This is a genomic window from Paracoccus sp. J39, assembly GCF_000518925.1.
Lineage (GTDB): Bacteria > Pseudomonadota > Alphaproteobacteria > Rhodobacterales > Rhodobacteraceae > Paracoccus.
This window is the reverse complement of sequence record NZ_JAEN01000021.1, coordinates 31,735-53,819: the sequence shown is the minus strand read 5'-3', so window position 1 is coordinate 53,819 and position 22,085 is coordinate 31,735. Positions and strand designations below refer to the sequence as shown.

The window sequence follows — 22,085 nt, the reverse complement described above, 5'->3', positions numbered from 1 at the left end:
GGGGGGATCAGGCGCGCCGGCAGGCAGCCGAACACAGGGAGAAAGCAGCAATGCGCGGCATGGTTTTTCAGGGCAACGATGTGGTCGAGGTGCTGAACTTCGACGATCCGAAACCCGGTCCGGGACAGGTGCTTGTCGAGATGAAGGCGTCCGGCATGTGCGGCAGCGACCTGCATTTCTATCGCCACGGCATGGTCGAGGTCATCAAGCAGCTCGGCTTCAAGGATCTGGCCTCGCGCGGGATCGACCCGAATGCGCCGATCATCGGCGGGCACGAGCCCTGCGGAGTCATCGCCGAGGTGGGGGCCGGTGTAGACCCGAAGCTCTTCAAGGTCGGCGACAGGGTGATGGTCTTTCACTACGAGGGCTGCACCTGCTGCGATCATTGCCGCACCGGCTGGACCCAGCTTTGCGACGAGGGCGCCTTAATTCATGGCGTCATCAAGCATGGGGCTCACGCCGATTACATGGTCGTTCCGATGAGCTGCCTTGTCCACCTGCCCGATGAGCTGAGCTTCAAGGGCGGGGCGGCCGTGACCTGTGGGACGGGCACGGCCTATGGCGCGTTGACGCGCCTTGACATCAGCGCCCGCGATTCTCTGGCGGTATTCGGTCTGGGGCCGGTGGGCCTGTCGGCGGTGCAGCTGGCCGCCGCGATGGGGGTCGAGGTGATTGGCGTGGACATCAACCCCGAACGCGTGGCCAGGGCGAAGGAATTCGGCGCTGCTCATGTCATCGACGGCAGCAAGGCCGATCCGATCGAGGAAATCCGCAAGCTGACCGGCGGGCGCGGCGCCTCTTGCGCGATGGATTGCGCGGGCGGCGAGGTGCCCAAGCAGCAGGCGGTGCGCAGCACCCGGATCTGGGGCAAGATTGCCCTGGTCGCGGTGGGCGGCAACCTGAACGTGGACGGCATGAAGGATCTGATCGGCAAACAGCGCACGGTCATCGGCTCCTATACCTTCTCCGAAGTCGGGATGAAGGACTGCGCCCATTTCATTGCCGATCATGGCGTGGAAGTGGATCGCCTGTTCACCGACGAGTGGCGGCTGGAGCAGGCGTCGGAAGCCTATGCAGATTTCAACAAGCAGGCGGGCGGCAAGGGCGTGTTTCTGCTGTAAGCCGGAGGCATCGCATGGAACCGGCCGGCGCATCCTGCCCCGGCCGGTTTTTTCATGCCTGCGTCAGAACGCGGCCTTGCGCAGGAAGTCCGGCAGGTCCACGGCGCGCCTGCTGTTCAGGTCGACCGTGATCAGGTTGTGGTCGACCAGCGCCACGGCTTGACCGGCATGGCTCTCGACCAGATGCGAGACGGTAAAGGATTTCTGCCCCAGCTGCGAAACCCGCGCCCAGACCCGCAGCGGTGTGCCGACCGGACAGTCGCCCAGCCGGCAGAACCTGCTCTCGACGGCCATGCGGCTGATTCCGGTCTCTTTCAGCAGCGTTTCGTCCAGTCCCAGCGCGGCGACATGGCCATGGGTGGCATAGGCGGTGCGGCGGATGATCTCGTCCATCGGAATGCGGCCCTCGTGGTCCAGATCCGCCTGCCGCAGCGGGCCGGTTTCGCAGGTGCTTACGTTCCCGGAATCCTGCCATGGCGGGCAGGGTCCGGAAAGGCCGCGCGGCAAGGCCAGCGCCAATTCCTGCGCAGCAAGCTGCGGCAGGCCCTCGATCGGACCAGGCCGGATGTCGAGGCAGGTCGCGGACAGCCGCCCGCCGCTGCACAGAAGATGCGCCACACTGCCCATGTGCGGCCCATCCGCGACAAGGGCCGAGCGCAACTCGATCGCGGCACCCACGAACAGTTCGCGGTGAAAGCGGATATGGCGTGTCCGGGGATGATAGCCCGGCGCCGCCACGCCGGGCAAAAAGGGAATGGTGTCGCCGCCAAGCTGGAAGCTGCGCGCATAGAAGCGGGCGTTCCAGTGGCCGTTGAAATCGCATTCCCAGCTTTCGACGCGGCCATGCAGCGTCGGCACACCCGGTGCCGCCAGCCCAGCGGATGTCCTTGCCGCTCTGTCTCGCATTCTCCGCATCCTTTCGTTGCAAAGGCGCCCCGGCCGAGACCGGGGCGCCTGAATACCGTCCTTCAGGGCATGGCTCACATCTGGCTGGGTAGCCAAAGCGACAGTGCCGGGAAAGCCACCATGATGGCGATGGCGATCAGATGCGCGATGCAATGCGGCAGCACGCCCCAGAATACCTCGCCCGAAGGCACCTTGGCATATTTCGCCACCACGAAGCAGTTGAGGCCGAGTGGTGGGTGTACCAGCCCGATCTCGGCGGTGACGATCATTATGACCCCGAACCAGACCAGATCGAAATCCAGCGAGGTCAGCAAGGGCGCAAGAATCGGCACCGTCAGCACCAGGATCGCCATCTGGTCCAGGAAAAAGCCCAGAAGCAGGATGACGATGACCAACACCACCAGGACCACCCAGCGGTTCACCGGCAGGGCACCCACCCAGTCGATGATCACCTGCGTCGTTTGCGTCAGGGCAAAGAAGGTCGTAAAGATATGCGCACCCAGGATGATGATGGCCAGCATGCAAGCCGTCCGGGTCGCGCGGCTGAAGACCTGCGCCATCTCGCGCCAACGGAAACCCTGGCGGGAAATATACAACACGCCGGCGAAGAAAGCGCCGACCGCCGATGCCTCGGTGGGTGTGGCGACGCCGGTATAGATCACCCCCGTCACCGCGCCCATCAGCAGGATCATCGGCAGGATCGGCCGCAGCGAGGCGAATTTCTGGCCCAGCGTCACAGGCTCGGTCAGGGGCGCATGCTCGGGGTTGCGGATTGCAAGATACCAGACGGTCAGGGCGATGGTGAAGGTAACGATGATGCCTGGAATCACCCCTGCGATCAGCATTTTGGCAACACTGACATCAGCCAGAAGGGCATAGATCACCATGGCGATGCTGGGTGGAATCAGCATGGACAGGGTGCCTGAGATGGCGACGACGCCCGAGGCCATACGCATGTCATAGCCGTATTTCAGCATCGCGGGCAGCGAGGTCGAGGAGAGCGTCGCCGCAGCGGCGGTGGACGAGCCACAAATGGCGCCGAAGCCGGCGCCCGCCAGCGCGGTGGCGATACCAAGGCCGCCCCTGACCCTTCCGAACCAGGCGGCGGCCGCCTGGAACAGGTCGTCCGCGATGCCCGAGCGCAGCACGAATTCCGCCATCAGCAGAAACATCGGAATCGCAAGGAACTCGTAGGAGGCGGCGTTGTCCTTCGGCATGCTGGACAGGATGCCCAGCAGCGCAGCGGGGCCCCCTATCCAGAAGATGCCCAAGGCTCCGGCGGCGATCAGCGAGAAGCCGACCGGCATCCCCATCGCCAGCAGCAGAAACATCGACAGAACAATGATGGTGGCGATCATTCGTGATGCTCCTCCAACTCGGATTTCGTGGAATGTTCGGCGACATCCCGGTCGCGGCCGTACAGGATCATCGACACGGCGAATACCACCAGGCGCACGGCCAGCAGCAGAAAACCCGCCACGATAGGCAGGTAGGACAGCCAGGCTGGCCAGGTGATATAGCCGGGCAGGAATTCGTTGCGTTCCAGCGCACCGGCCATTTCCTCCCATGCGCCATAGGCGATGACGCCGAATATGACCGCCGCAAGCAGCGACCAGATCACATCCGAGGCGGCACGAATGCCCGGGGACATGTAGTTCCGAAACAGGTCGATGGCGATGTGGTCGCCTTCGCGAAATGTGGCCGAAACCCCCAGATAGGCTGCGCCGATCATGAGGTAATAGGTGATGAGCTCGAAGGCCCAGGGCAACGGCGCGTGCAGCGCATAGCGCGACACCGCGTCATAGGACACGATGAACATGATCAGCGCGACGCAGATCACGGCCAGCCAAAGCCCCAGGTCCTCGAGCAGGGTGATAGTTCTTCGCATGTCCTCCTCCCGGACTGGTTCCGACGGACCCTCTTCCGGGAGCCGCGGTGCGTGTGGCAATAAACTGTCGGACGTTTGATAGAAAAACTGTTGGCCTTCCGTCCCGACAGCCGGTGCTGGCGCCGATCCTATCCGCCGCAGGGCGTTGGGGCAAAGACTGGCTCGTCTTGCAAGGGCGTGACTTTCGCGGCCATAGGTTGCACCTCTGGCAGCGCACTCCCGGCCATGCTGGCTGCCCGGTAGGTGTCCATAGGGCGGTCCTATGCGGGGGGCCGGCTTTACCGTTTGCTGGCAGTCATCCTGTCGTTATTTCAAGATATTACAAATGGATAATCCGACACACCAGGCCCGCTACGCGATTGTCGAGATGCTTGACTGACCTCTCGCAACGCAGTCTAATGGTTGTTAGAAAAAGATCGGACTTCCTGATCGCGCCATGACTGAGGAGTGAGGGTGTGGGCTATCTACTGACCGAGGATCAGCAGGCCATCGTCGATGCCGCCGAAAAGATCTGCGAGAACTTCCCGCTGGAATACTGGCTGAAGAAAGAGCGGGATCACGAATTCCCCCACGAGTTCTTCCGCGCGGTGGCGGATGGCGGCTGGCTGGGCATCTGCATGCCCGAGGAATTCGGCGGCGCCAATCTGGGCGTGACCGAGGCGGCGCTGTTCCTGCGCACCGTGGCGGAATGCGGCGGGCAGGCCGGGGCATCGACCATCCATATGAACATCTTCGGCCTGCAGCCTGTGGTGCATTTCGGCACCGAAGAGCAGAAGAAGCGCTGGCTGCCGGCCTTTACCCGCGGCGAGAACAAGGCCTGCTTCGCCGTGACCGAGCCAGATACCGGTCTGGACACCACCAAGCTGAAGGTGGTGGCCAAGAAGCAGGCGGATGGCAACTACCTGATCTCGGGCAAAAAGGTCTTCATCTCGACCGCGCAGCAGGCCGATCACATGCTGATCCTGGCCCGCACCACGCCCATCGAGGAAGTCAAGAAGCACTCCGAGGGGCTGAGCCTGTTCTACACCAAGCTCGACCGGAACTACATCGACATCCGCGAGATCGACAAGCTGGGCCGCGCCGCCGTCGATACCAACGAGCTGTTCATCGACGACCTGCCGGTGCCGAAGGACGACCTGATCGGCGAGGAAGGCAAGGGGCTGAAATACATCTTCCACGGCATGAACGCCGAGCGTGTCTTCGTCGCCGCCGAGCAGGTCGGCATCGGCCGCGCGGTGCTGAAGCTGGCAACGCAATATGCCAAGGATCGCCGGGTGTTCGGTCGTCCCATCGGCCAGAACCAGGGCGTGCAGCATCCGCTGGCCCGCAACTGGGCCGAACTCGAGGCCGCGAACCTGATGATCCTGGCCGCGGCCGAGCTTTACGACAAGGGCCTGTCCTGCGGTTCCGAGGCGAATGCGGCCAAGCTGATGGCCTCCGAAGCCTGCATGAACGCCTGCAACACTGCCATACTGACCCATGGCGGATTTGGCTATGCCAAGGAATACCACGTCGAGCGGTTCATGCGCGAAGCTTGGATCGGCTATATCGCCCCGGTCACGCCGCAGCTGATCCTGTCCAACATCGCCGAGCGCAAGCTCGGCCTGCCGAAATCCTATTGAGGTGCCGAAATGAAACCGATCCGTTCCTTCCTGTTCGTGCCCGGCAACAAGGAATCCATGCTGGACAAGGCGGCCAATGCCGGTGCCGATGCGCTGATCCTCGACCTCGAGGACTCGGTTCCGCCGGCCGAGAAACTGGCGGCGCGCGAACTGGTCGCCCGCAAGATCCCCGAGCTGATCGCCCAGGGTCAGCGCGTCTGGGTCCGGGTCAACCGCACGGCGCATATCTATGACCTCGACGATATCCTTGCCGTGGTGCAGCCCGGTGTCGAGGGCATCTATATCTCGAAGCCCTGGGGGCCCGAGGATGTGCATATGGCCTCCTGCATGATCGCCGAGGCCGAGGCGCGGCAAAACATGGAGATCGGCAGCATCGGCCTGATCCCGCTCTTGGAAACCGCGCGTTCGATGCAGCTCTGCTACGAGATCGCGATGATCCCGCGCGTGACCGGCATCGTCGGCGCCACCGCCAAGAACGCCGATGTCGGCCGGGCGCTGAAATATGTCTGGACTCCCGAGGGCCGCGAATCGGAATACATGAAATCGCGTGTCGTCATGGCCGCCCGCGCCGCCGGCAAGATGCCCATCGGTGGCATCTGGCAGCAGATCAAGGATCTGGAGGGGCTGGCAAAATCCTCGGCCTTCGACCGCCAGCTGGGCATGGCCGGCGAGCTGGCGCTGCACCCGATGCAGGTCGAGACGATCAACCGCGCCTATACGCCCACCGCCGAGGATGTGGCCTTCTATCAGGGCATGATCGACGCGCTGGACGCGGCGATGGCGCAGGGCCGGGCCTCGGTCATGTATGACGGCGAGCATATCGACATCGCGCATGTGAAGACCGCGCGCGACATCATCGCGCTGGCCAAGGAATACGCGGCCTGACGCGCCGGAAACAGAGGGGGAGGAAATGGCAGAGACGAGACGCCCGCTCGAGGGCATCCGGGTCCTTGATCTGACCGTGGCGCTGGCCGGGCCTTACTGCACGCTGCTGCTGGCGGGCCTTGGCGCCGAGGTCATCAAGATCGAGGCACCGACGGGCGGCGACATTGCCCGTTTCAACCCGCCCTTCTACGGCAAGGACGGCATCCATCTGGGCGCGCTGGCCGATGGCGACGTGTCGCTGTCGATCCTGGCGCGGGCGCGGGCCAAGAAAAGCCTGTCGCTGGACCTGAAATCGGAACGCGGGCTGGAAATCTTCAAGGACCTGGTCAAGCAGTCCGATCTTGTCGTGGAAAACCTCAGCGATGGCACGGTCGAACGGCTAGGGGTGGATTACGACAGTCTCAAAGGCATCAATCCCCGGCTGATCTATTGTTCGATCACCGGCATGGGTCGGCCCAGCCCTTATCCGGGGCTGAAGGTGATGGACATCGCCGTTCAGGCCCTCTCGGGCGTCATGGACACCACCGGCGACAAGGACGGCCCGCCGACCCGGCTGGGCCTTCCGATGGCCGACCTGCTGGCGCCGCTTTACGGCATGATGGGCATCCAGTCGGCGCTGATCCAGCGCGGCGTGACCGGGCAGGGCCAGCATGTCATGGTTTCGATGATGGATTGCCTGTCATCGCTCCTGCCCTTCGAGCATTTCGACGTGTTGCAGCGCATGGGCTTTCCGGCGCGGACTGGCAACCACCAGACGCGCTTGGCACCCTTTGGCGTGTTCGAAACCGCTGACGGCCATGTCTCGATCGCGGCGGCGAATGACAAATGGGCCGGGCTGATCTTCGAGGCGATGGGCCAGCCTGAACTCATCAGGGACCCGCGCTACGCGACCCGCGGGCCCCGCGCCGTCAACGCCGATGACGTCAACGGACGGATCGAAGCCTGGACCCGGACCCTGACCACCGATGCCGTCATCGAGGCACTGAGCACGCAGCGGGGGGTGCCCTGCGTCAAGGTTCGCACCGCGCTGGAGGCAATGGCGGACCCCGCGCTGCGCGAAAGCGGCGCCATCGTGCCGCTGGTCCATCCCGACGTCGGCGAGATCGACGCCGTCGGCGCCGGCATCCCCATCCGGATGTCGGCCGCGACGGTCGGGCTCGACAAGCCCGCGCCAAAGCTCGGCGCCGACAATGCCGAGGTGCTGGGCCTTTTGGGCCTTGGTGCCGACGAAATCGAGAACCTGAAATCCTCGGGTGTCATCTGACCCCGGCCAAGCGGAGACATTCCATGAGCGTCAACTACACCGAACTGGCGACCGGCAAGTATTACGAAGAGCTGGAAGTCGGCAATGTCTACAAGCACGCGATCACCCGCACCGTCTGCGAGGCGGACAACCTGCTGTTCTCGGCCCTGACCTACAACTCGGCCTGGCTGCACATGGACGAGGTCTATTCCAAGGAGCAGGGCCATCCGGGTCGGCTGGTCAACAGCCTGTTCACCCTGTCCCTGGCCTGCGGCGTCACCGTGGCCGACACCACGCTGGGCACCACCCAGGGGAACTTGGGGTTCTACGACGTGAAGTTCACCAATCCGGTCTATCTGGGCGACACGCTGCGCAGCGAAACCGAGATCGTCTCGAAGCGAGAATCGAAGTCGCGTCCCCATGCCGGCATCGTCGAATTCGAGACCCGCAGCTATAACCAGGACGACAAGATGGTCCTGACCTTCCGCCGCACCGGCATGATGCTGAAGAAAAACCCCGGTTGAGGGGCTGGCCATCCGCTGCCTTGCAAGGCATGGAGTTGACGTGCAGTTTCTAACAGCATCAGACAGCCGGCATCGAAAGGCGAGGCAGATGGCAGCAAAGCCCAGCACGGTCGAAAGACAGGCGACTCGCAAGGCCGAGACGACGCGGCAGGAGATCCTGACCGCGGCGGCCCATCTTTTCTCCGAGAAGGGCTATAGCGACTGCAACCTGCGTGAGCTGGCCGAGCGGGTGGGGATGAAGGCGGGCAGCTTCTATTATCACTTCAAGTCCAAGGAAGAGATTCTGGACGAGTTGCTGGTGGGAGCCATTGCGCTTGTCTCGGAAGCGGTCGAAAGGGCGGTGCGGGACCAAGGGTCGGATGCGCCTTATCTGGACCGGCTGGTTGCCGCGATGCGCGCCCACATCACGCCCTATATCGAGTGGCGTGATGACAGCGCCGCCGCGCTGATGCGGGTCTGGGAGCATACGCCTCCCGCCATGCGGCACCGCAAGCTGGAGAAACGCCGCGAATATGCCCAGATCTGGTATGACCTGATCGAGGAGGGCATTGATCGGGGTGTTATCCGACCCGGCATGAACCTGCGCATCCTGGTGCCCTTCCTGTTGGGGTCGATGAGCCGGGTCCAGGAATGGTTCAGCCCCAAGCATATGACCATCGACGAGGTCTGCGACCACGTCATCCGCCTGCTGCTGGAGGGGGCGCTAGCGCCCGGCTACAGGCTCTAGCCGGCGGGTTTCACGATCACCCTGGGCCTTGTCGCGTCCGTCCCCGATCATTGCATCGGCCGGCGCCTTGCGCCCTCATGACAGGAGGAAACCATGATCCGCATTGCGAAACTGGCGCTTCTGGCGCTGTCCGTGGCCTTGCCCGCGCAGGCCGACGGGCTGAAGCTGCGCTTTGCCCATCAGTTCCCGCAGACCCATTACCTGTGGGAGGAAGGCGGCAAGGTCTTCGTCGAGGCGTTGGCCGAGACCGGCGAGGTCGCGCTCAGCACCTTTCCTGCGGCGCAGCTGGGCAAAGATCCGCTGACGGTCGTCAAGACCGGGCTTGCCGACGTGGTGACGCTGGTGCCGTCCTACAGCCCCGAAAAGCTGCCGCTCACCTCGGTCGCTGAACTGCCGGGTTTTCACGCCACGACATGCGAAGGCGTGCATCGGTTGTGGTCGGTGATCCAGCAGGGCGCGCCGCTGGACAAGGCGGAATACGAACCGCTTGGGTTGCATGTGCTTTTCGTGGCGCATCAGCCGGCCTACAAGATCCTGACCAACAAGAAGCAGATATCGACCTTGGGCGACGTGGCCGGGCTGAAACTGCGCGCCAATGGCGCCGCCATCGGCAACCTGGTGCGCGAGGCGGGGGCCGTGCCGATCAGCATGAGCTCGGGCGAAGTCTATGACGCGATGTCGCGCGGCACCGTGGACGGCACTTTGCTTCCTTATTACAGCCTTCCGATCTACGGGCTCGAGGATGTCGTGGCCCATGCCTATGAAGGGCCGGAACTAGGTGGTGGGCCGGTGGTCTATGCCATGACCACCAAGGCCTGGGACGCGCTGGGAGAGGCTGATCAGGCCCGCTTCACCGCGGCCGCCGCCAAGGCGCAGGACCATCTGTGCCGTTATCAGGATGAACTCGAGGCGAAGGACCGCCAGACTGCGCTTGATGGCGGCAAGGTCAAGATCACCACGGCGAGCGAGGCGGACCTGGCCGAATGGGCGAAGAAATTCGACGAGGATGCCCGGATGTGGGCCGAGGGGATGCAGGCACAGGGTCGCCCCGGTGCCGAGATCCTGGAGGCCTATCGCGCTGCCCCTAGGTAAGCTGAGAAGCAAGCGAAACAGGAATGGCCCCGCGAGGGGCCATTTTTGTGTTATTCGACAGGGCGCCTTGTCAAATGATGCCCTGGGCCTTCAGCCGGGCCTGTTCCTCGGCCGCGATGCCCAGGGCATCCAGCAGGGCGGCGCTGTCCGCGCCCAGCAGGGGCGCAAGCGTGCGGGGTGTCGCCAGGGCGCTTTCTGTGCGGATCGAGCGGGCGACCAGCGGCAGGCCGTCACCCACGGGCAGGATTTCGGTGTAGTCCTCGAAGCCCGGCATCGTCAGCGTCTGCGCGGGCGTCAGGCAGGGGCAGGCGGGGAGGCGAGCGGCGGCCAGATCGGCCAAGCATTCTTCTACCGTGCGGCTGGCGCACCATTCCTGCTGGATGGCGCTCAGTGCCTCGCCATTCTCGCCCCGGTCGGAATCGCTGGCGAAGCGCGGGTCCGACAGTAGATCTTCGCGTCCTATCATCCTTGCCCAGCGGCTGAACATCGGATCGCCGATGATCTGGATCATCACCCAGCCATCCTTGGCCCGGAAAAGGTCAGACGGCCCGGCGATCGGGCTGCGGTTGCCGATCGGGCGGCGGGTGCGAAAGCCCGAGGCTTCCTCCATCAGCATCGCGTTCATCATCGTCAGCGCCGTGCCCATCAGCGAGCACTGCACATGCTGTCCCTTGCCCGACCGCGCCCGGTCCATCAGCGCCGACATGGTGGCGAAGGCGGCCGCCATCGCGGTGGCGTAATCGACATAGGACACCGCCTCGCGCGTGGGGGCCTCGCCGAAGCCGGTCAGATACATCGCCCCGCTCAGCGCCTGGCCGGTGCCGTCGAAGCCCACGCGGTCGCGATCCTTGCCCCCCGCATCGAAGGCCGAGATCGTGGTCAGGATGATGTTGGGTTTGATCGCGGCCAGACTGTCATAGTCCAGCCGCAGCTTCATCAGCGCCTTCTGCGGCAGGTTGACGATCAGCACGTCGGCGGTGGCGATCAGCTTTTCCAGCACGGCGCGGCCTTCTGGTTTCGCATAATCCAGCGACAGCGATTTCTTGTTCGCATTCACCTGAAGATACAGCCCGCCCCGCCCGGGTTGTCCCACGGGCATGACCTCGCGATCGGCACCGCCCTCGGGCGGTTCCACGCGGATCACCTCGGCTCCTTCGTTGGCCAGCATGTTGGCGCAGAAGGGCGCGGCGATATAGCGGCCAAGGTCAAGCACCCTGATGCCGGCAAGGGCGGGTTGTCGGGTCATGTCGTCTCCCTCATGCATTCTCATGTCCTGCCGGTCAGCGCGGCGCAGACCAGCATGGCGAAGGCCAGTGCCCAGACCATCGCACCGATCCCCAGACCCGAGGCTACAAGCCCAAGCGTCAATGGCAGGGCAGTTTGCAGCAGATTGGTGATCGCCATGCCCAGCCCGATGGATTCGTTCACGCGGGCGGGGGGCGCGGTGTCGTAGATCAGCGCCAGTACGATGGGAGAGCCCAGCCCGATGGCGAAACCCATCGCCGCGCTCAGCGTCATAAGCGGCAGCAGCGTCTGCATGAACGGCAGCGCGGCATAGGCAAGCCCGCCCCCGATCAGGGCCAGCGTCACCACAAGCGGTCCGCGCAGCCAGCGCGTCACTAGCCCCACTGTCATCCGCGAGACTAGCGAGCCGATGGCGAAGGCGCCAAGCATCATCCCGGCATCTGCGGCGGAAAGCCCCTGCGCCACCACATGTAGCGACAGCACGAAGGGATAGATCGCCTGCACGCCGCCGAAGACGCCAAGGGTCAGCAGCCATTTCCCCAAACCGGGCACGGCCCACAGCTCTCGCGTGCGGCCTGCCGCGGCGGGGCGGTTTTCCGTCGGCCAGCGGCTGAAATTATGCCAGGGTGTCGCCAGCACCAGGAAGGACAACGCCGCGAATCCGCCGAGGCTGAGCACCGCCGCCTCTCCACCGCCCCATTCATAGCTGGATCCCGCGATCACCGGCCCCAGAAACTGGAATACCGAATAGGCCACGACCAGATATCCGATATGGCGCGCCCGTGCCGAGGGCGGGCCGACCTCGCCCACCGCGCGGGTGGCGGCGACATGGCTGAACATCCCTCCCGCGCCGATCAGTGCCGCCATCGCCAGTAGCGTCGATTGCGAGGGGTGGGCCTCGAACAGGACGGCGGCCGCCACGATCAGTCCGGTTGAGAACAGGATCGGGGTCAGCGGCCCGCTGCGGTCCACCCAACGGCCGAAAGCCACGGTCAGAAACATCGGCGCCAGCGTGAACATCGAGGCCATCAGCCCGACCAGCGCCGGTCCGATGCCCATCGACAGCGCGATCATCGGCAGCACCAGCCGCGCCCCGGCCAGGGGCGCGTTGTTCAGCCCTGCGACGATGATCGTGGCGGGCAGCCGTCCCGGTCGCGGCGGAGGCCCGGCGCGGGAGGTGTTCTGCAGGGTGGTGGCGATCTCGGCCTCGGTAATGGTCATCGTCGGGGCTGCCGGATCAGGCGCGCTCGAAGACGGCTGCCATGCCCTGACCGCCGCCGATGCACATGGTTTCCAGCCCGTAGCGGACGCCGCGCCGCTGCATCTCGCGCACCAGCGTCGTCATGATCCGCACCCCGGTGGCGCCGATCGGATGGCCAAGCGAGATGCCCGAGCCGTTCACGTTCAGCTTGTCGCGCTCGTCCCAATCCATGCCTTTCAGGCAGGCCAGGACCTGGGCGGCGAAAGCCTCGTTGATCTCGACCAGGCCCATGTCGGACATCTTCAGCCCGGTCTTCTGCAGCACCTTGGCCACCGCTCCCACCGGGCCGATGCCCATGTGCGAGGGCTCGCAACCGACGGCCGACCAGCCGTTGAGGAAGGCGATGGGCGTCAGGCCCAGTTCCTCCAGCTTGTCCTCGGCTACGATCAGGCAGGCGCTGGCCGCGTCGTTCTGCTGCGCGGCATTGCCGGCGGTGACGGTACCGTCCTTCTGGATCACCCGCAGCTTGGCCAGCGATTCCGGGGTGGTGTCCGGGCGGATGCCCTCGTCGCGCTCGAAGATTAGCGGATCGCCCTTACGCTGCGGCACCGCGACCGGCACCACCTCCTCGGCGAAACGCCCGTCCGCCCAGGCGCTCGCGGCGCGGCGGTGGCTCTCGGCGGCGAAGGCGTCGGCCTCCTCGCGGGTGATGCCGTAATCCTTGGCCAGGTTCTCTGCCGTTTCGATCATCCCCGAGATATGGCCGAAGCGATGCACCGGCTGCGAGCGTTCGCGGCCGCGGTCCAGCCGGTCATAGAACTGCGTCGTGCCCGAGCGGCGGCCCCAGCGCATGTCGGTGGTGTAGAACTCGATATTCGACATCGATTCCACGCCGCCGGCCAGCACCACGTCGCAGGCGCCGGTCTGCACCATCATTGCAGCCGTCACCAGCGCCTGCAGCCCGCCGCCGCAGCGCCGGTCGGTCTGAAGCCCCGGCACCTCGATCGGCAGGCCCGCATCCAGCGCGATCCAGCGCCCGACGCAGGGGGTTTCGGAATTGGCATAGGACTGGGCGAAGACCACGTCCTCGATCAGCGCGGGATCAAGCCCGGTCTGTGCCAGCACCGCCTTGGTGACGGTGCCACCGAGGGTCTCGACCGGGACGGCGCGGAGCGAGCCTCCGAAACCGCCGACGGCGGTGCGGAGCGGATTGACGATGGCGGCGCGGCGCATGGGTTTACCTTTCGATGGGGCAGGGGTGATTTCGCCGGAAGGCAGCGGGGAGCGATGTGGAGGAGGAGGCTCGACCCGACCGCCTTCCGGCCCGTCTTCAACAGGGATCCCAGGTGAAGACGTCCTGGCTGCGGTCCAGCGGGAAGAACGAGGAGCGCAGGGCAGGAATGGCGTGGTCGCGGACGGTTTCCGGCGTCCAATCCTCGGCGGTATGGACGGAACGGATCGGGCGGTTCTGGCTGAGCAGGAAGATTTCGTTCTTGCGGGTCGAGAAGATCTGGCCGGTCACGTCCTTCGCCGCGTCCGAGCCGAGGAAGACCGCCAGCGGTGCGTTCTTCTCGGGCGTCATCTTCTTGAGGTTCTCGACCCGGGCGATCTGGTCGGGCGTTTCCGCCGGGATATTGCTGGTCATCCGCCCCCAGGCGAAGGGCGCGATGCAGTTCGACCGCACGTTGTAACGTTTCATGTCCAGCGCGATGGATTTCGACAGGCCGACCATGCCCAGCTTGGCGGCGGAATAGTTCGCCTGGCCCAGATTGCCGATCAGCCCCGAGGTCGAGACCATGTGGATGAACGACCCGGTTTCCTGTTCGCGGAAGATCTCGGCGGCGGCGCGGCTGACGAAGAAGCTGCCGTTCAAATGGACGCCCACCACCGACAGCCATTGTTCCGGCGTCATCTTGTGGAACATCGCGTCGCGCAGGATGCCCGCATTGTTCACCACGATATCCAGCCGCCCGAAGCTGTCCTTCGCCAGCGCCACCATGCGCTGCGCGGCCTCCCATTCCGACACGGATTCGGTGCTGATGACGGCCTTGCCGCCGAAGCCCTCGATCTCGGCCTTGACCTCCTCGGCGGGGCTGGCCGAGCCACCTTCGCCCGACAGTGACACGCCGATGTCATTGATGACCACCGAGGCGCCGGCGCGGGCCATGGCGATGACGATGGCGCGGCCGATCCCCCCGCCTGCGCCGGTGACCAGTGCGACCTTGCCGTCCAATATCTGCGTCATTTCCGTTGTCCTTTCGTTAAGGTAGGTCGAGCACGGCTTTGGCCAGAATGTTCTTCTGCACCTGCGTCGTGCCGCCATAGATCGTCGCCGCGCGGGCGTTCAGGAACTGCATCGGCATGGCTAGGTCGTTCGACCCCTCCAGCGGCGCAAGCCAGCCGCCGTCCTCGGCCATCAGTTCCAGCCCGTATTCGGTGATGCGCTGGTAAAGGCTGGTCTGGTTCAGCTTCAGGAAGCTGACCTCGGGCCCCAGCCTTTCGCCCCGGCGCAGCTTGTCAGCGATGCGCGAGAAGATCGCCTGATGGTCCTCGAGCTCCATCTGGAAACCGGCATAGCGGTCGATGAAGCCGGGATCGTCCAGCAGCCCGTAATGCTGGCCAAGGCGGCGCAGCTTGGCCAGCGCGCTGGAGGATTGGCGGGGGCCGCCCAAGAAGATCCGCTCGAACCCCAAGAGGTTCTTGGCCATGGTCCAGCCCTGATTGACCTCGCCCACGATATTACCCTTGGGCACCCGCACATTGTCGAAGAAAACTTCCGAGAATTCGTCGTCGAGTTCCAGGTTGATGACCGGCCGGATGGTGATGCCGGGCGTATCCAGCGGGATCAGCAGGAAGCTGATGCCTTCCTGCTTCTTACCCCCCTTGTCGGTCCTGACCAGGCAGAAGATCCAGTCGGCATCGCCCGCCAGCGTGGTCCAGATCTTCTGGCCGTTCACCACCCATTCATCGCCGTCCAGCACCGCTTCGGTGCGCAGATTGGCAAGGTCGGAGCCGGCATTGGGCTCGGAATAGCCCTGGCACCAGATATGCTCGCCCGAGAGGATCTTCGGCAGGAAATGCGCCTTCTGTTCCTCGGACCCGTAGTTGATTAGCAGCGGGCCCAGCAGCATCATGCCGTGATCGGGAGTGCGGGCGGCGCCGAACTTCTCGAATTCCTCGACGTAGATCAGTTGCTTGCCGGGGTTCAGGCCCATGCCGCCGTATTGGCGCGGCCAGTTCGGCGCCAGCCAGCCCGCCGCCGACAGGATCATGTACCAGGGTTCGGCATCCTCCCAATGCAGGCGCTTGGCCGGATGGCGGATCTCAGGCGGGTGGTTCTCGGCCAGGAAGCGGCGGACGAGGGCGCGGAAATCATCGTCGGAGAGCGCGTTGTAGTCCTCGTGGCGGAAACTGTCATAGGCCATGGCTCATGCCTCCTCTGTCACGGGTTTCAGCCGGGCGAAATTGGCGCGATGCTGTCTGGCGCCCCCGAAGGCCGGGGCCATCACCATCGCCTTGCGCAGGAAAAGGCCGATGTCGTGTTCGTCGGTAAAGCCGATGCCGCCATGCAGCTGCACGCAGTCGCGCGTGACCTTCATCGCCGCCGAGGATGCCCGCGCCTTGGCGCGCGAGATCGCGGCATGTGCGGCAGGCGTCGGGCCTTCGACATCCCATTGCAGCGCCGCCTGTTCGATGCTGGCGCGAGTGACCTCGATTTCCTGCCGCGCGTCCACGGCCATGTGCTGCAGGATCTGGAACTGGCTGATCGTCTTGCCGAATTGCACCCGCTGCTTCAGGTAGGCGACGGTCATGTCCAGCGCGTCCTCCATCAGCCCCAGAAGATAGGCGGCGGTGGCCAGCGCCGCCTCGGCCAGCGCCGGGCCGGGATCCGCCTCGATCACCGTGCAGGGGGCATTCTCGAAACGGATCGTTGCCAGCTCGCCACCGTCCTGCGTGGCGGCGGGGGTGAGCGTGACGCCGGGGGCGCCGGCCGCGACCAGCGCCGATTGCGTGGCGCCGACCACCAGCCAGGCATCGGCGCCGGTCGGCACATAAAGCCGCGTCGCCGTCACCTTGCCGTCGCGGATCTGCAACGTGCCGGGGGCGATGCTGCCGCGTGCATCCTGCCAGGCCGGGATCACCAGTGTCGCGCCCTCGATCTGCGCCTCCAGCGCCTCGCCATCGAGCAGGGTCGAGGCCAGGACGGCCGGAATCAGCGGCTCGGGCAGCAGGGCGCGCCCGGCCTCCTCGGCCAGCGCGGTATAGGGCAGCACCCCCAGCCCGACCCCGCCCTGGTCTTCGGGAATGCGCAGGGCCGGCCAGCCCAAGGCGCACATTTCGGACCATGTGGCGCGGTCGAAGCCGGGTGAGCTATAGCGCAGCTTGCGGATGCGGCTCAGGTCCGCGCCGGCGATGCCGCGCGCGCTGTCGCGGATCATGTCCATCGACGAAAGGACGTCCTCGGGGATCATGGGCAACTCCTCAGGTAAAGCGGGCAAGGCCGCCGTCGATCACCACGGCATCACGGGCGGGGACCAAGGCGCGGAAGCGGCCGTCGGCCCAGATTTCGGTGCGGATCGTTTCGCCCGGATAGACGGGCTTGGCAAAGCGCAGACGGACGGCGCGCAGACTGTCGGGGCGGTAGTCGCCCAAGGCGCGCAGCAGCGCATGGCAGACGACGCCCATGGTGCAGAGCCCATGCAGGATCGGGCGCTGAAAGCCCAGCTTGCGCGCCAGTTCCGGGTCGCTGTGCAGCGGGTTCAGATCGCCGTTGAGGCGATAGAGCAGCGCCTGCGCGTCGGCGGTTTCCAGGTCGACTACATGATCCGGCGCGGTCTCGGGTTCAGGCAGGCGCGGCACGGGGTTCTTTGGCTCGGACAGCCCGCCGAAACCGCCGCCGCCGCGGATGAAGGTGGTGCGGTTCAGCCGGGCGAAGGTGCGGCCTTCGGCGGAAAGCTCGGTTTCGGCCAGGATCAGCGCCGGCTTGCCCGCACCCTTGTCGATGACCTCGGTGATGCGGGTGCGGCTTTCGACCTCGCCTTTGGCCGGGATCGGGCCTGTGATCTCGATGGCTTGATCGGCATGGAGCACGCCCTTGGGGTCCACGCCGGATTCAGGGTGGCCGAGGTAAAAGCCGGGATGGGCCATGACCAGCACCATCGCGGGCATCACTGCCGGACCTTGCAGCGGATCGACATAGGGCAGTTGCCGGGCGTCCAGCGCATCGCGGCCCATGCCGATCGACAGCGCGTAAAGCGCGATGTCGCGCGCGGTCAGTTCCTGCCGGACCTGCGGAATCTCCAGCCTCATCAGCTTGTCGATATCGATGCTCATGCCGTCACCTGCGCGCTCATCCCGGTATAGCCGCCGGGCCCCTCGGCCCAGAGATCGTGGCCCTGGTCGGTGGCCCGCCCGCAGATCGCCATCCGCCCGCCGGAAAACAGCGGTGCCTGCCCCCGAAAGCTGAAGCTTTTCGGCAGATTGCCGCTGCGGCGGGTGTAGGCGTCCATCAGCAGCGTGGCGGTCAGTGGTCCCTGCACGACCAGGTCGGGATAGCCTTCCTCGGCGGTCGCATAGGGCAGGTCGTAGTGAATGCGATGCGCGTTGAAGGTCAGCGCCGAAAACCGGAACAGCAGCACCGGATCGGGCAGCATCGGATCGCGCCAGTCCGCGGGGGCGACCTCGGCCACGGGGGCAGGCAGCTTGGTGGTCGAGGGCTCGCGATAGACGATGTCCTGCCGTTCCTCGATGGCGAGGCCGGATTGCGTCGCGAGCTTATGCCCGACGCTGACGAAGACCAGCGCGCCCTGACGGCCGGATTTTTCGGCGACGGACAGGATTTCGCTGGTCCGGGTGACCTCTTCGCCGACATGGATCGGGTTATGGAACTGCAGCTTGCCGCCCGCCCACATCCGGCGCGGCAGCGGCACCGGCGGCAGGAAGCCGCCCAGCCGGGGATGGCCGTCGGGGCCAAGCTGCGACTGCGGCACTTGCGGCGCAAAGAAGGTCCAGTGCCACAGTGGCGGCAACGGATCGCCCAAGGCCGGGGCAGGGCGATCCAGCAGCGCAGCCATCCGCGCGGTATGGCCGGCGGTTATGGTGTCGCGGCTTTCCTCGGTCCGGCCGGTCCAGCTTTGAAGATGTGCGATGTCGATCATGCCGAGGCCTCCCCCATCTGGACATAGCGCCGGGCCAGCCGAAGGTGGGCGATGTCCACCATCTTGCCGTCAACCACCGCGACACCGCTGGCCGCGCCTTCCAGCGCGGCGATCACCGCGCGGCCCCAAGCCACCCGTTCCGGTGCCGGGCGCAGCGTGGCATGGACGGTGGCGACCTGTGCGGGATGAATACAAAGCTTGCCGGAAAAACCCAGCGACATGGCCTCGCGCGTTTCCAGTTCCAACCCCTGTTCCGAGCGCGGATCGGGAAAGGGCGTGTCGATGGCGCGCACACCCGCAGCGGCGGCGGCGATGGCGACCTGACGACGGGCATGGGACAGCAGGGCGTTCATTTGCCCGTTCGCGCGCGCCATCACGCCCAGATCCGAGGCCAGATCCTCGCCCGCGAAGCACAGCGCTGCCAGACGCGGCGTCACCCCGCGATAATCCATGTCCAGCAGTGCCATGGCCGATTCCGTGACCAGCGGCAGAATGGCGCTGTGGCCCTGCGGCAGGTCGAAGGCGGCCTCCAGCGCATCCATGCGCTGCGACAGCCGCAGCAGATCGGCCGGGCCGTTGCATTTCGGCAGCATCACAGCATCCGCACCCGCCCGCAGCGCCATGGCCAGGTCGGACAGGTGATGCGGGCTGTCCTCGGCATTGATGCGAACCACGGTGAGCAGGCTGCGCGGCCCCGCCAGCGCTTCGGCCACCATCGCGCGGGCCTCTGCCTTGGCCGAGGGATCGACCGAGTCCTCAAGGTCCAGAATCACCGCATCGGCGCCGGCGGCCATCGCCTTGCGCATGCGGCCGGGATTCGAGCCAGGGCAGAACAGCAGGCTGCGCAGTGGCAGATCGGTCATGGAAGTGGATCGCGACATCATTGTCATGCCTTGTTAGGATGCCGCGCCCGGCGGCATTTTCTAATGCTTGTTATAATTTTTGCACGATGGTGGGGGCGTTTCCAGCCCGACGAGCGGCGGTCAAGCCGGGGGGTGCCATCGGCTTTCCCTTGAGCTCAGGTCAGCCTGAAAAACGCCTCGGGCTCGATCCGGGAAGAGCGAAAGCGGTTCGCTGCATGCTCGGCCGGGTGGCCGAACGAGATGCCGCAGACGAAATCGCGATCCTCGGGCAGGTCGAAAAAGCGCCGCACCACGCCAGCATGCTGCGCCAGAGCGGCCTGAGCCACGCTGCCGATGCCGCGCGCCTGGGCCGCCAGCATGAAAGTCCCCACGAAGGCGCCGATGTCCAGCAGCGCATAGGGGCCGATGGCGCGTGGCACCGACAGAAGCGCCACATACGGCGCGCCGAAGAAGCGGAAGTTCTTCAAGTGATGCTCGTGACGGGCGGCGCGATCCTCTCGCGCGATGCCAAGCGCGGCGTAAAGGCCGAAGCCCACCTCGCGCCGTCGCGCCATGTAGGGTTCGGGATAGCTTTCGGGGTAGGGTATGTCCGAGGCGATCTCGGGACGCGCCTCGGCTTCGGCCAGCAGCGCCTTTGACAGCCGCGCGGTGGTCTCCGGCCTGGTCACGATCATCTGGTCCCAGGGCTGGATGTTCGACCACGACGCTGCCCAACGGGCGCTGTCCACGATCTCGGTGATTGTGGCATCCGACAGCGGATCGGGCCGGAAGGCGCGGCAGCTTTGCCGCGCCCGCATCAGCCGGGCCAGAACCTCGGCATCACTCATCGCCCCTCCGGCGCATTGGCGTCGAGGTAATCCGCCAGACCCAGGGCACGTTCTGCGAAATATTGCGTCTCGACCATCAGGCAGCCCGTGGCCGAGATCAGAGGCCCGTGCGGCGTGCCCGGCGGGCGGATGACATAGGCCGGGGCCTTCAGCGTGACGCCGGTGGCCTTCTGCGTGACCTCGCCCTCGATCAGCACGGCTTCCTCCCAATAGGGATGGGTCAGGGCGGCAAAGGTCTCGCCGCCCGGCAGGATGCGGACATAGCGGCTGCGGAAGCCGGTGCCTGCGCTCTCGTCCAGGGCGCCGCTCAGCGGCTTCACCTCGATCCCCGAGGTATCGGGGACCGGCTGCCAGCCCGTGTTCAGATCGACCGGAAACATCGGCGGCGCCTCAGCGGATCAGCAGGGCGACCAGATCGGCCGCCGGCAGTTTCGCGTCGCCCGACTTGATCGCCGCCAGCAGCCGCGCCGACTGTTCCGCGCCTAGGGTCGAGCACGTCAGGTCGTCGAACTTGGCGTCCAGATCGGCCTGCGAGACCGGGTTCTCCGTGGTGCCCAGCGGGTCGAGGATGAACAGCTTCTCCTCCTCGCCATCGGCCATGCGGGCGGTGATGTCGGCGACCCATTTGCCGGCATAGGCGGTGTCGAGTTCCGGCTTCACCGTGATCTTCACCCGCCGCGCCAGTTGCGCCACGTCGCTGTCCTCGGAAATATCCAGCTCGCCGCGCATATAGGCGGAATGGGTCTCATAGCCGTTGCCCTTGCCCAGCACCGAAAGCGCGAACTGGAAGGGTAGGGAATATTGCAGATGCTCGATGGTCTTGGGCGCGAAGGCATTGGCGTTGCGGTTGCCGATCACCACGTCGCCGCCCGACTGGATGCCCAGCTCGATCGCCTCGATCTGGCCGGCGCGGTTGGCCAATTGGCGGGCACCGTCGATATAGGCGTGGTTGATGCCGCAGCAGCAATAGGGCTTGATCCAGACGCGGGTGATCTCGAAGCTTTCGCCAGCGCCGAAACGGGCGGCCTCGCTGGCGGGAATGTCCTTCTGGACGAAGGTGCGGAAGAAGCCTTTCGAGCCCGACAGGAAGGTGGTTGGCCCGGTCAGCCCTGCCTCGGCCATCTCGGCGGCGCGGATGCCGTTACGGGTGCCGATCCCGGCATGGACGCGCTTGATCGAGCCGCCCGAGGATGTGTATTCCGTCGTCCCCGAGGCATGGGATAGCGCGATGGACAGCGCGTGCGCCGTGCGTTCCCGATTGAAGCCGCGCATCTTCGCCACCACGGCGGCGGCGCCAAAATTCGACAGGATCGCGTGGGGATGCCAGCCCTTTTCCAGAAGCTGCGGCGCGGCCAAGTTGCCGATGCGGGTATAGACCTCGTATCCGGCGATGATGCCCTCGATCACCTGCCCCATGGTCGCGCCCATCTCCTCGCCCAAGGCCAGCGCGGCGGGGACGACGCAGCTGCCGGGATGGCTGGAACTGGCGCGATGGGCGTCGTCATACTCGAAGCCGTGGCCGAAGCTGCCATTGACGAAGGCGGCGTCCCCGGCGCTCATCCGCTCGCCCGAGGCGGCGACGCGGGCCTTGCCCGGCACATGGCTGCGCTTGGCCAGCGCCAGCAGCGCCTGGCTCCAGGGCAGGCTGGCGCTGCCGACCTGCAAGGCAAGCTGATCCTGCATCAGCTGGCGCGCACCGGCAATGGCCTCGGGCGGCAGGGCGTCGTAACGCAGATCGGTCACCAGCCGGGCGACGGCTTCCTCGAGCGGGGGCAGGTTCATG

22 protein-coding genes are annotated in these 22,085 nt (G+C 65.5%); 7 read left to right on the top strand and 15 right to left on the bottom strand.

The window, feature by feature from the left end; all coding sequences use genetic code 11:
- The first annotated feature begins 50 nt into the window (after positions 1-50).
- On the top strand, positions 51-1,121 hold the full coding sequence (locus L632_RS0117225) for a zinc-binding dehydrogenase (RefSeq protein ID WP_028717240.1): 1,071 nt from the start codon (positions 51-53) through the stop codon (positions 1,119-1,121).
- A 63-nt stretch (positions 1,122-1,184) separates the two neighbouring features.
- On the opposite strand, the gene L632_RS0117220 is transcribed toward L632_RS0117225, so the two are convergent.
- The 3 genes from L632_RS0117220 to L632_RS0117210 all read right to left on the bottom strand — a co-directional run bounded on the left by L632_RS0117220 (position 1,185) and on the right by L632_RS0117210 (position 3,915).
- Complete coding sequence (locus L632_RS0117220; RefSeq protein WP_156933686.1) at positions 1,185-2,027, bottom strand: thioesterase family protein; 843 nt, start codon at positions 2,025-2,027, stop codon at positions 1,185-1,187.
- Between the two features lie 74 nt (positions 2,028-2,101).
- Positions 2,102-3,385 (bottom strand): TRAP transporter large permease, encoded by a 1,284-nt coding sequence (locus L632_RS0117215; protein WP_028717238.1) that lies wholly within the window; start codon positions 3,383-3,385, stop codon positions 2,102-2,104.
- The gene (locus L632_RS0117210; protein ID WP_028717237.1) at positions 3,382-3,915 is read right to left on the bottom strand and encodes a TRAP transporter small permease; all 534 of its coding nucleotides are present in this window, start codon (positions 3,913-3,915) and stop codon (positions 3,382-3,384) included. Before L632_RS0117210 ends, L632_RS0117215 begins: the two co-directional genes overlap by 4 nt.
- A 455-nt stretch (positions 3,916-4,370) precedes the next feature.
- On the opposite strand from L632_RS0117210, the gene L632_RS0117205 reads away from it, so the two are divergent.
- The 6 genes from L632_RS0117205 to dctP all read left to right on the top strand — a co-directional run bounded on the left by L632_RS0117205 (position 4,371) and on the right by dctP (position 10,008).
- Positions 4,371-5,537, top strand: coding sequence for an acyl-CoA dehydrogenase family protein (locus L632_RS0117205; protein WP_028717236.1), 1,167 nt, complete (start codon positions 4,371-4,373; stop codon positions 5,535-5,537).
- Positions 5,538-5,546: 9 nt separating this feature from the next.
- Complete coding sequence (locus L632_RS0117200) at positions 5,547-6,422, top strand: CoA ester lyase (protein WP_028717235.1); 876 nt, start codon at positions 5,547-5,549, stop codon at positions 6,420-6,422.
- Positions 6,423-6,447: 25 nt separating this feature from the next.
- Complete coding sequence (locus L632_RS0117195) at positions 6,448-7,686, top strand: CaiB/BaiF CoA-transferase family protein (protein ID WP_028717234.1); 1,239 nt, start codon at positions 6,448-6,450, stop codon at positions 7,684-7,686.
- Between the two features lie 23 nt (positions 7,687-7,709).
- Positions 7,710-8,189, top strand: coding sequence for a MaoC family dehydratase (locus L632_RS0117190; protein ID WP_028717233.1), 480 nt, complete (start codon positions 7,710-7,712; stop codon positions 8,187-8,189).
- Between the two features lie 88 nt (positions 8,190-8,277).
- Positions 8,278-8,916 (top strand): TetR/AcrR family transcriptional regulator, encoded by a 639-nt coding sequence (locus L632_RS0117185; RefSeq protein WP_028717232.1) that lies wholly within the window; start codon positions 8,278-8,280, stop codon positions 8,914-8,916.
- Positions 8,917-9,009: 93 nt separating this feature from the next.
- Positions 9,010-10,008, top strand: coding sequence for a TRAP transporter substrate-binding protein DctP (dctP, locus tag L632_RS0117180; RefSeq protein ID WP_028717231.1), 999 nt, complete (start codon positions 9,010-9,012; stop codon positions 10,006-10,008).
- 70 nt (positions 10,009-10,078) lie between these two features.
- Here dctP and L632_RS0117175 read toward each other — a convergent pair whose 3' ends face one another.
- From L632_RS0117175 to L632_RS0117120, 12 genes are all read right to left on the bottom strand, one after another.
- Positions 10,079-11,254 carry a CaiB/BaiF CoA-transferase family protein gene (locus L632_RS0117175; protein WP_028717230.1) on the bottom strand — a complete coding sequence of 392 codons (1,176 nt, stop codon included), beginning with the start codon at positions 11,252-11,254 and terminating at the stop codon, positions 10,079-10,081.
- Between the two features lie 20 nt (positions 11,255-11,274).
- Positions 11,275-12,474, bottom strand: a complete 1,200-nt coding sequence (locus tag L632_RS0117170; RefSeq protein WP_028717229.1) for an MFS transporter — start codon at positions 12,472-12,474, stop codon at positions 11,275-11,277.
- A gap of 16 nt (positions 12,475-12,490) precedes the next feature.
- Complete coding sequence (locus L632_RS0117165; RefSeq protein WP_028717228.1) at positions 12,491-13,687, bottom strand: acetyl-CoA C-acetyltransferase; 1,197 nt, start codon at positions 13,685-13,687, stop codon at positions 12,491-12,493.
- 97 nt (positions 13,688-13,784) lie between these two features.
- Positions 13,785-14,699 (bottom strand): SDR family NAD(P)-dependent oxidoreductase, encoded by a 915-nt coding sequence (locus tag L632_RS0117160; RefSeq protein WP_028717227.1) that lies wholly within the window; start codon positions 14,697-14,699, stop codon positions 13,785-13,787.
- 16 nt (positions 14,700-14,715) lie between these two features.
- Positions 14,716-15,879 (bottom strand): acyl-CoA dehydrogenase family protein, encoded by a 1,164-nt coding sequence (locus L632_RS0117155; RefSeq protein WP_028717226.1) that lies wholly within the window; start codon positions 15,877-15,879, stop codon positions 14,716-14,718.
- A 3-nt stretch (positions 15,880-15,882) separates the two neighbouring features.
- The gene (locus L632_RS0117150; protein ID WP_028717225.1) at positions 15,883-16,926 is read right to left on the bottom strand and encodes an acyl-CoA dehydrogenase family protein; all 1,044 of its coding nucleotides are present in this window, start codon (positions 16,924-16,926) and stop codon (positions 15,883-15,885) included.
- A 10-nt stretch (positions 16,927-16,936) separates the two neighbouring features.
- Entirely contained in the window at positions 16,937-17,788 is an 852-nt protein-coding gene (locus tag L632_RS0117145; protein ID WP_028717224.1) for a MaoC/PaaZ C-terminal domain-containing protein, read from the bottom strand.
- A complete protein-coding gene (locus tag L632_RS0117140) occupies positions 17,785-18,612 on the bottom strand; it encodes a MaoC family dehydratase N-terminal domain-containing protein (RefSeq protein WP_036698700.1) in 828 nt (275 codons plus the stop codon). The genes L632_RS0117145 and L632_RS0117140 overlap by 4 nt, the downstream gene beginning before the upstream one ends.
- Positions 18,609-19,475 (bottom strand): CoA ester lyase, encoded by an 867-nt coding sequence (locus tag L632_RS0117135; protein WP_036698697.1) that lies wholly within the window; start codon positions 19,473-19,475, stop codon positions 18,609-18,611. The genes L632_RS0117140 and L632_RS0117135 overlap by 4 nt, the downstream gene beginning before the upstream one ends.
- Positions 19,476-19,630: 155 nt before the next feature.
- Complete coding sequence (locus L632_RS0117130; RefSeq protein ID WP_028717221.1) at positions 19,631-20,302, bottom strand: nitroreductase; 672 nt, start codon at positions 20,300-20,302, stop codon at positions 19,631-19,633.
- Positions 20,299-20,682, bottom strand: coding sequence for a cupin domain-containing protein (locus L632_RS22995; protein WP_051476480.1), 384 nt, complete (start codon positions 20,680-20,682; stop codon positions 20,299-20,301). The genes L632_RS0117130 and L632_RS22995 overlap by 4 nt, the downstream gene beginning before the upstream one ends.
- A 10-nt stretch (positions 20,683-20,692) precedes the next feature.
- On the bottom strand, positions 20,693-22,084 hold the full coding sequence (locus L632_RS0117120; protein WP_028717220.1) for an MmgE/PrpD family protein: 1,392 nt from the start codon (positions 22,082-22,084) through the stop codon (positions 20,693-20,695).
- Between the last annotated feature and the right edge of the window lies 1 nt (position 22,085).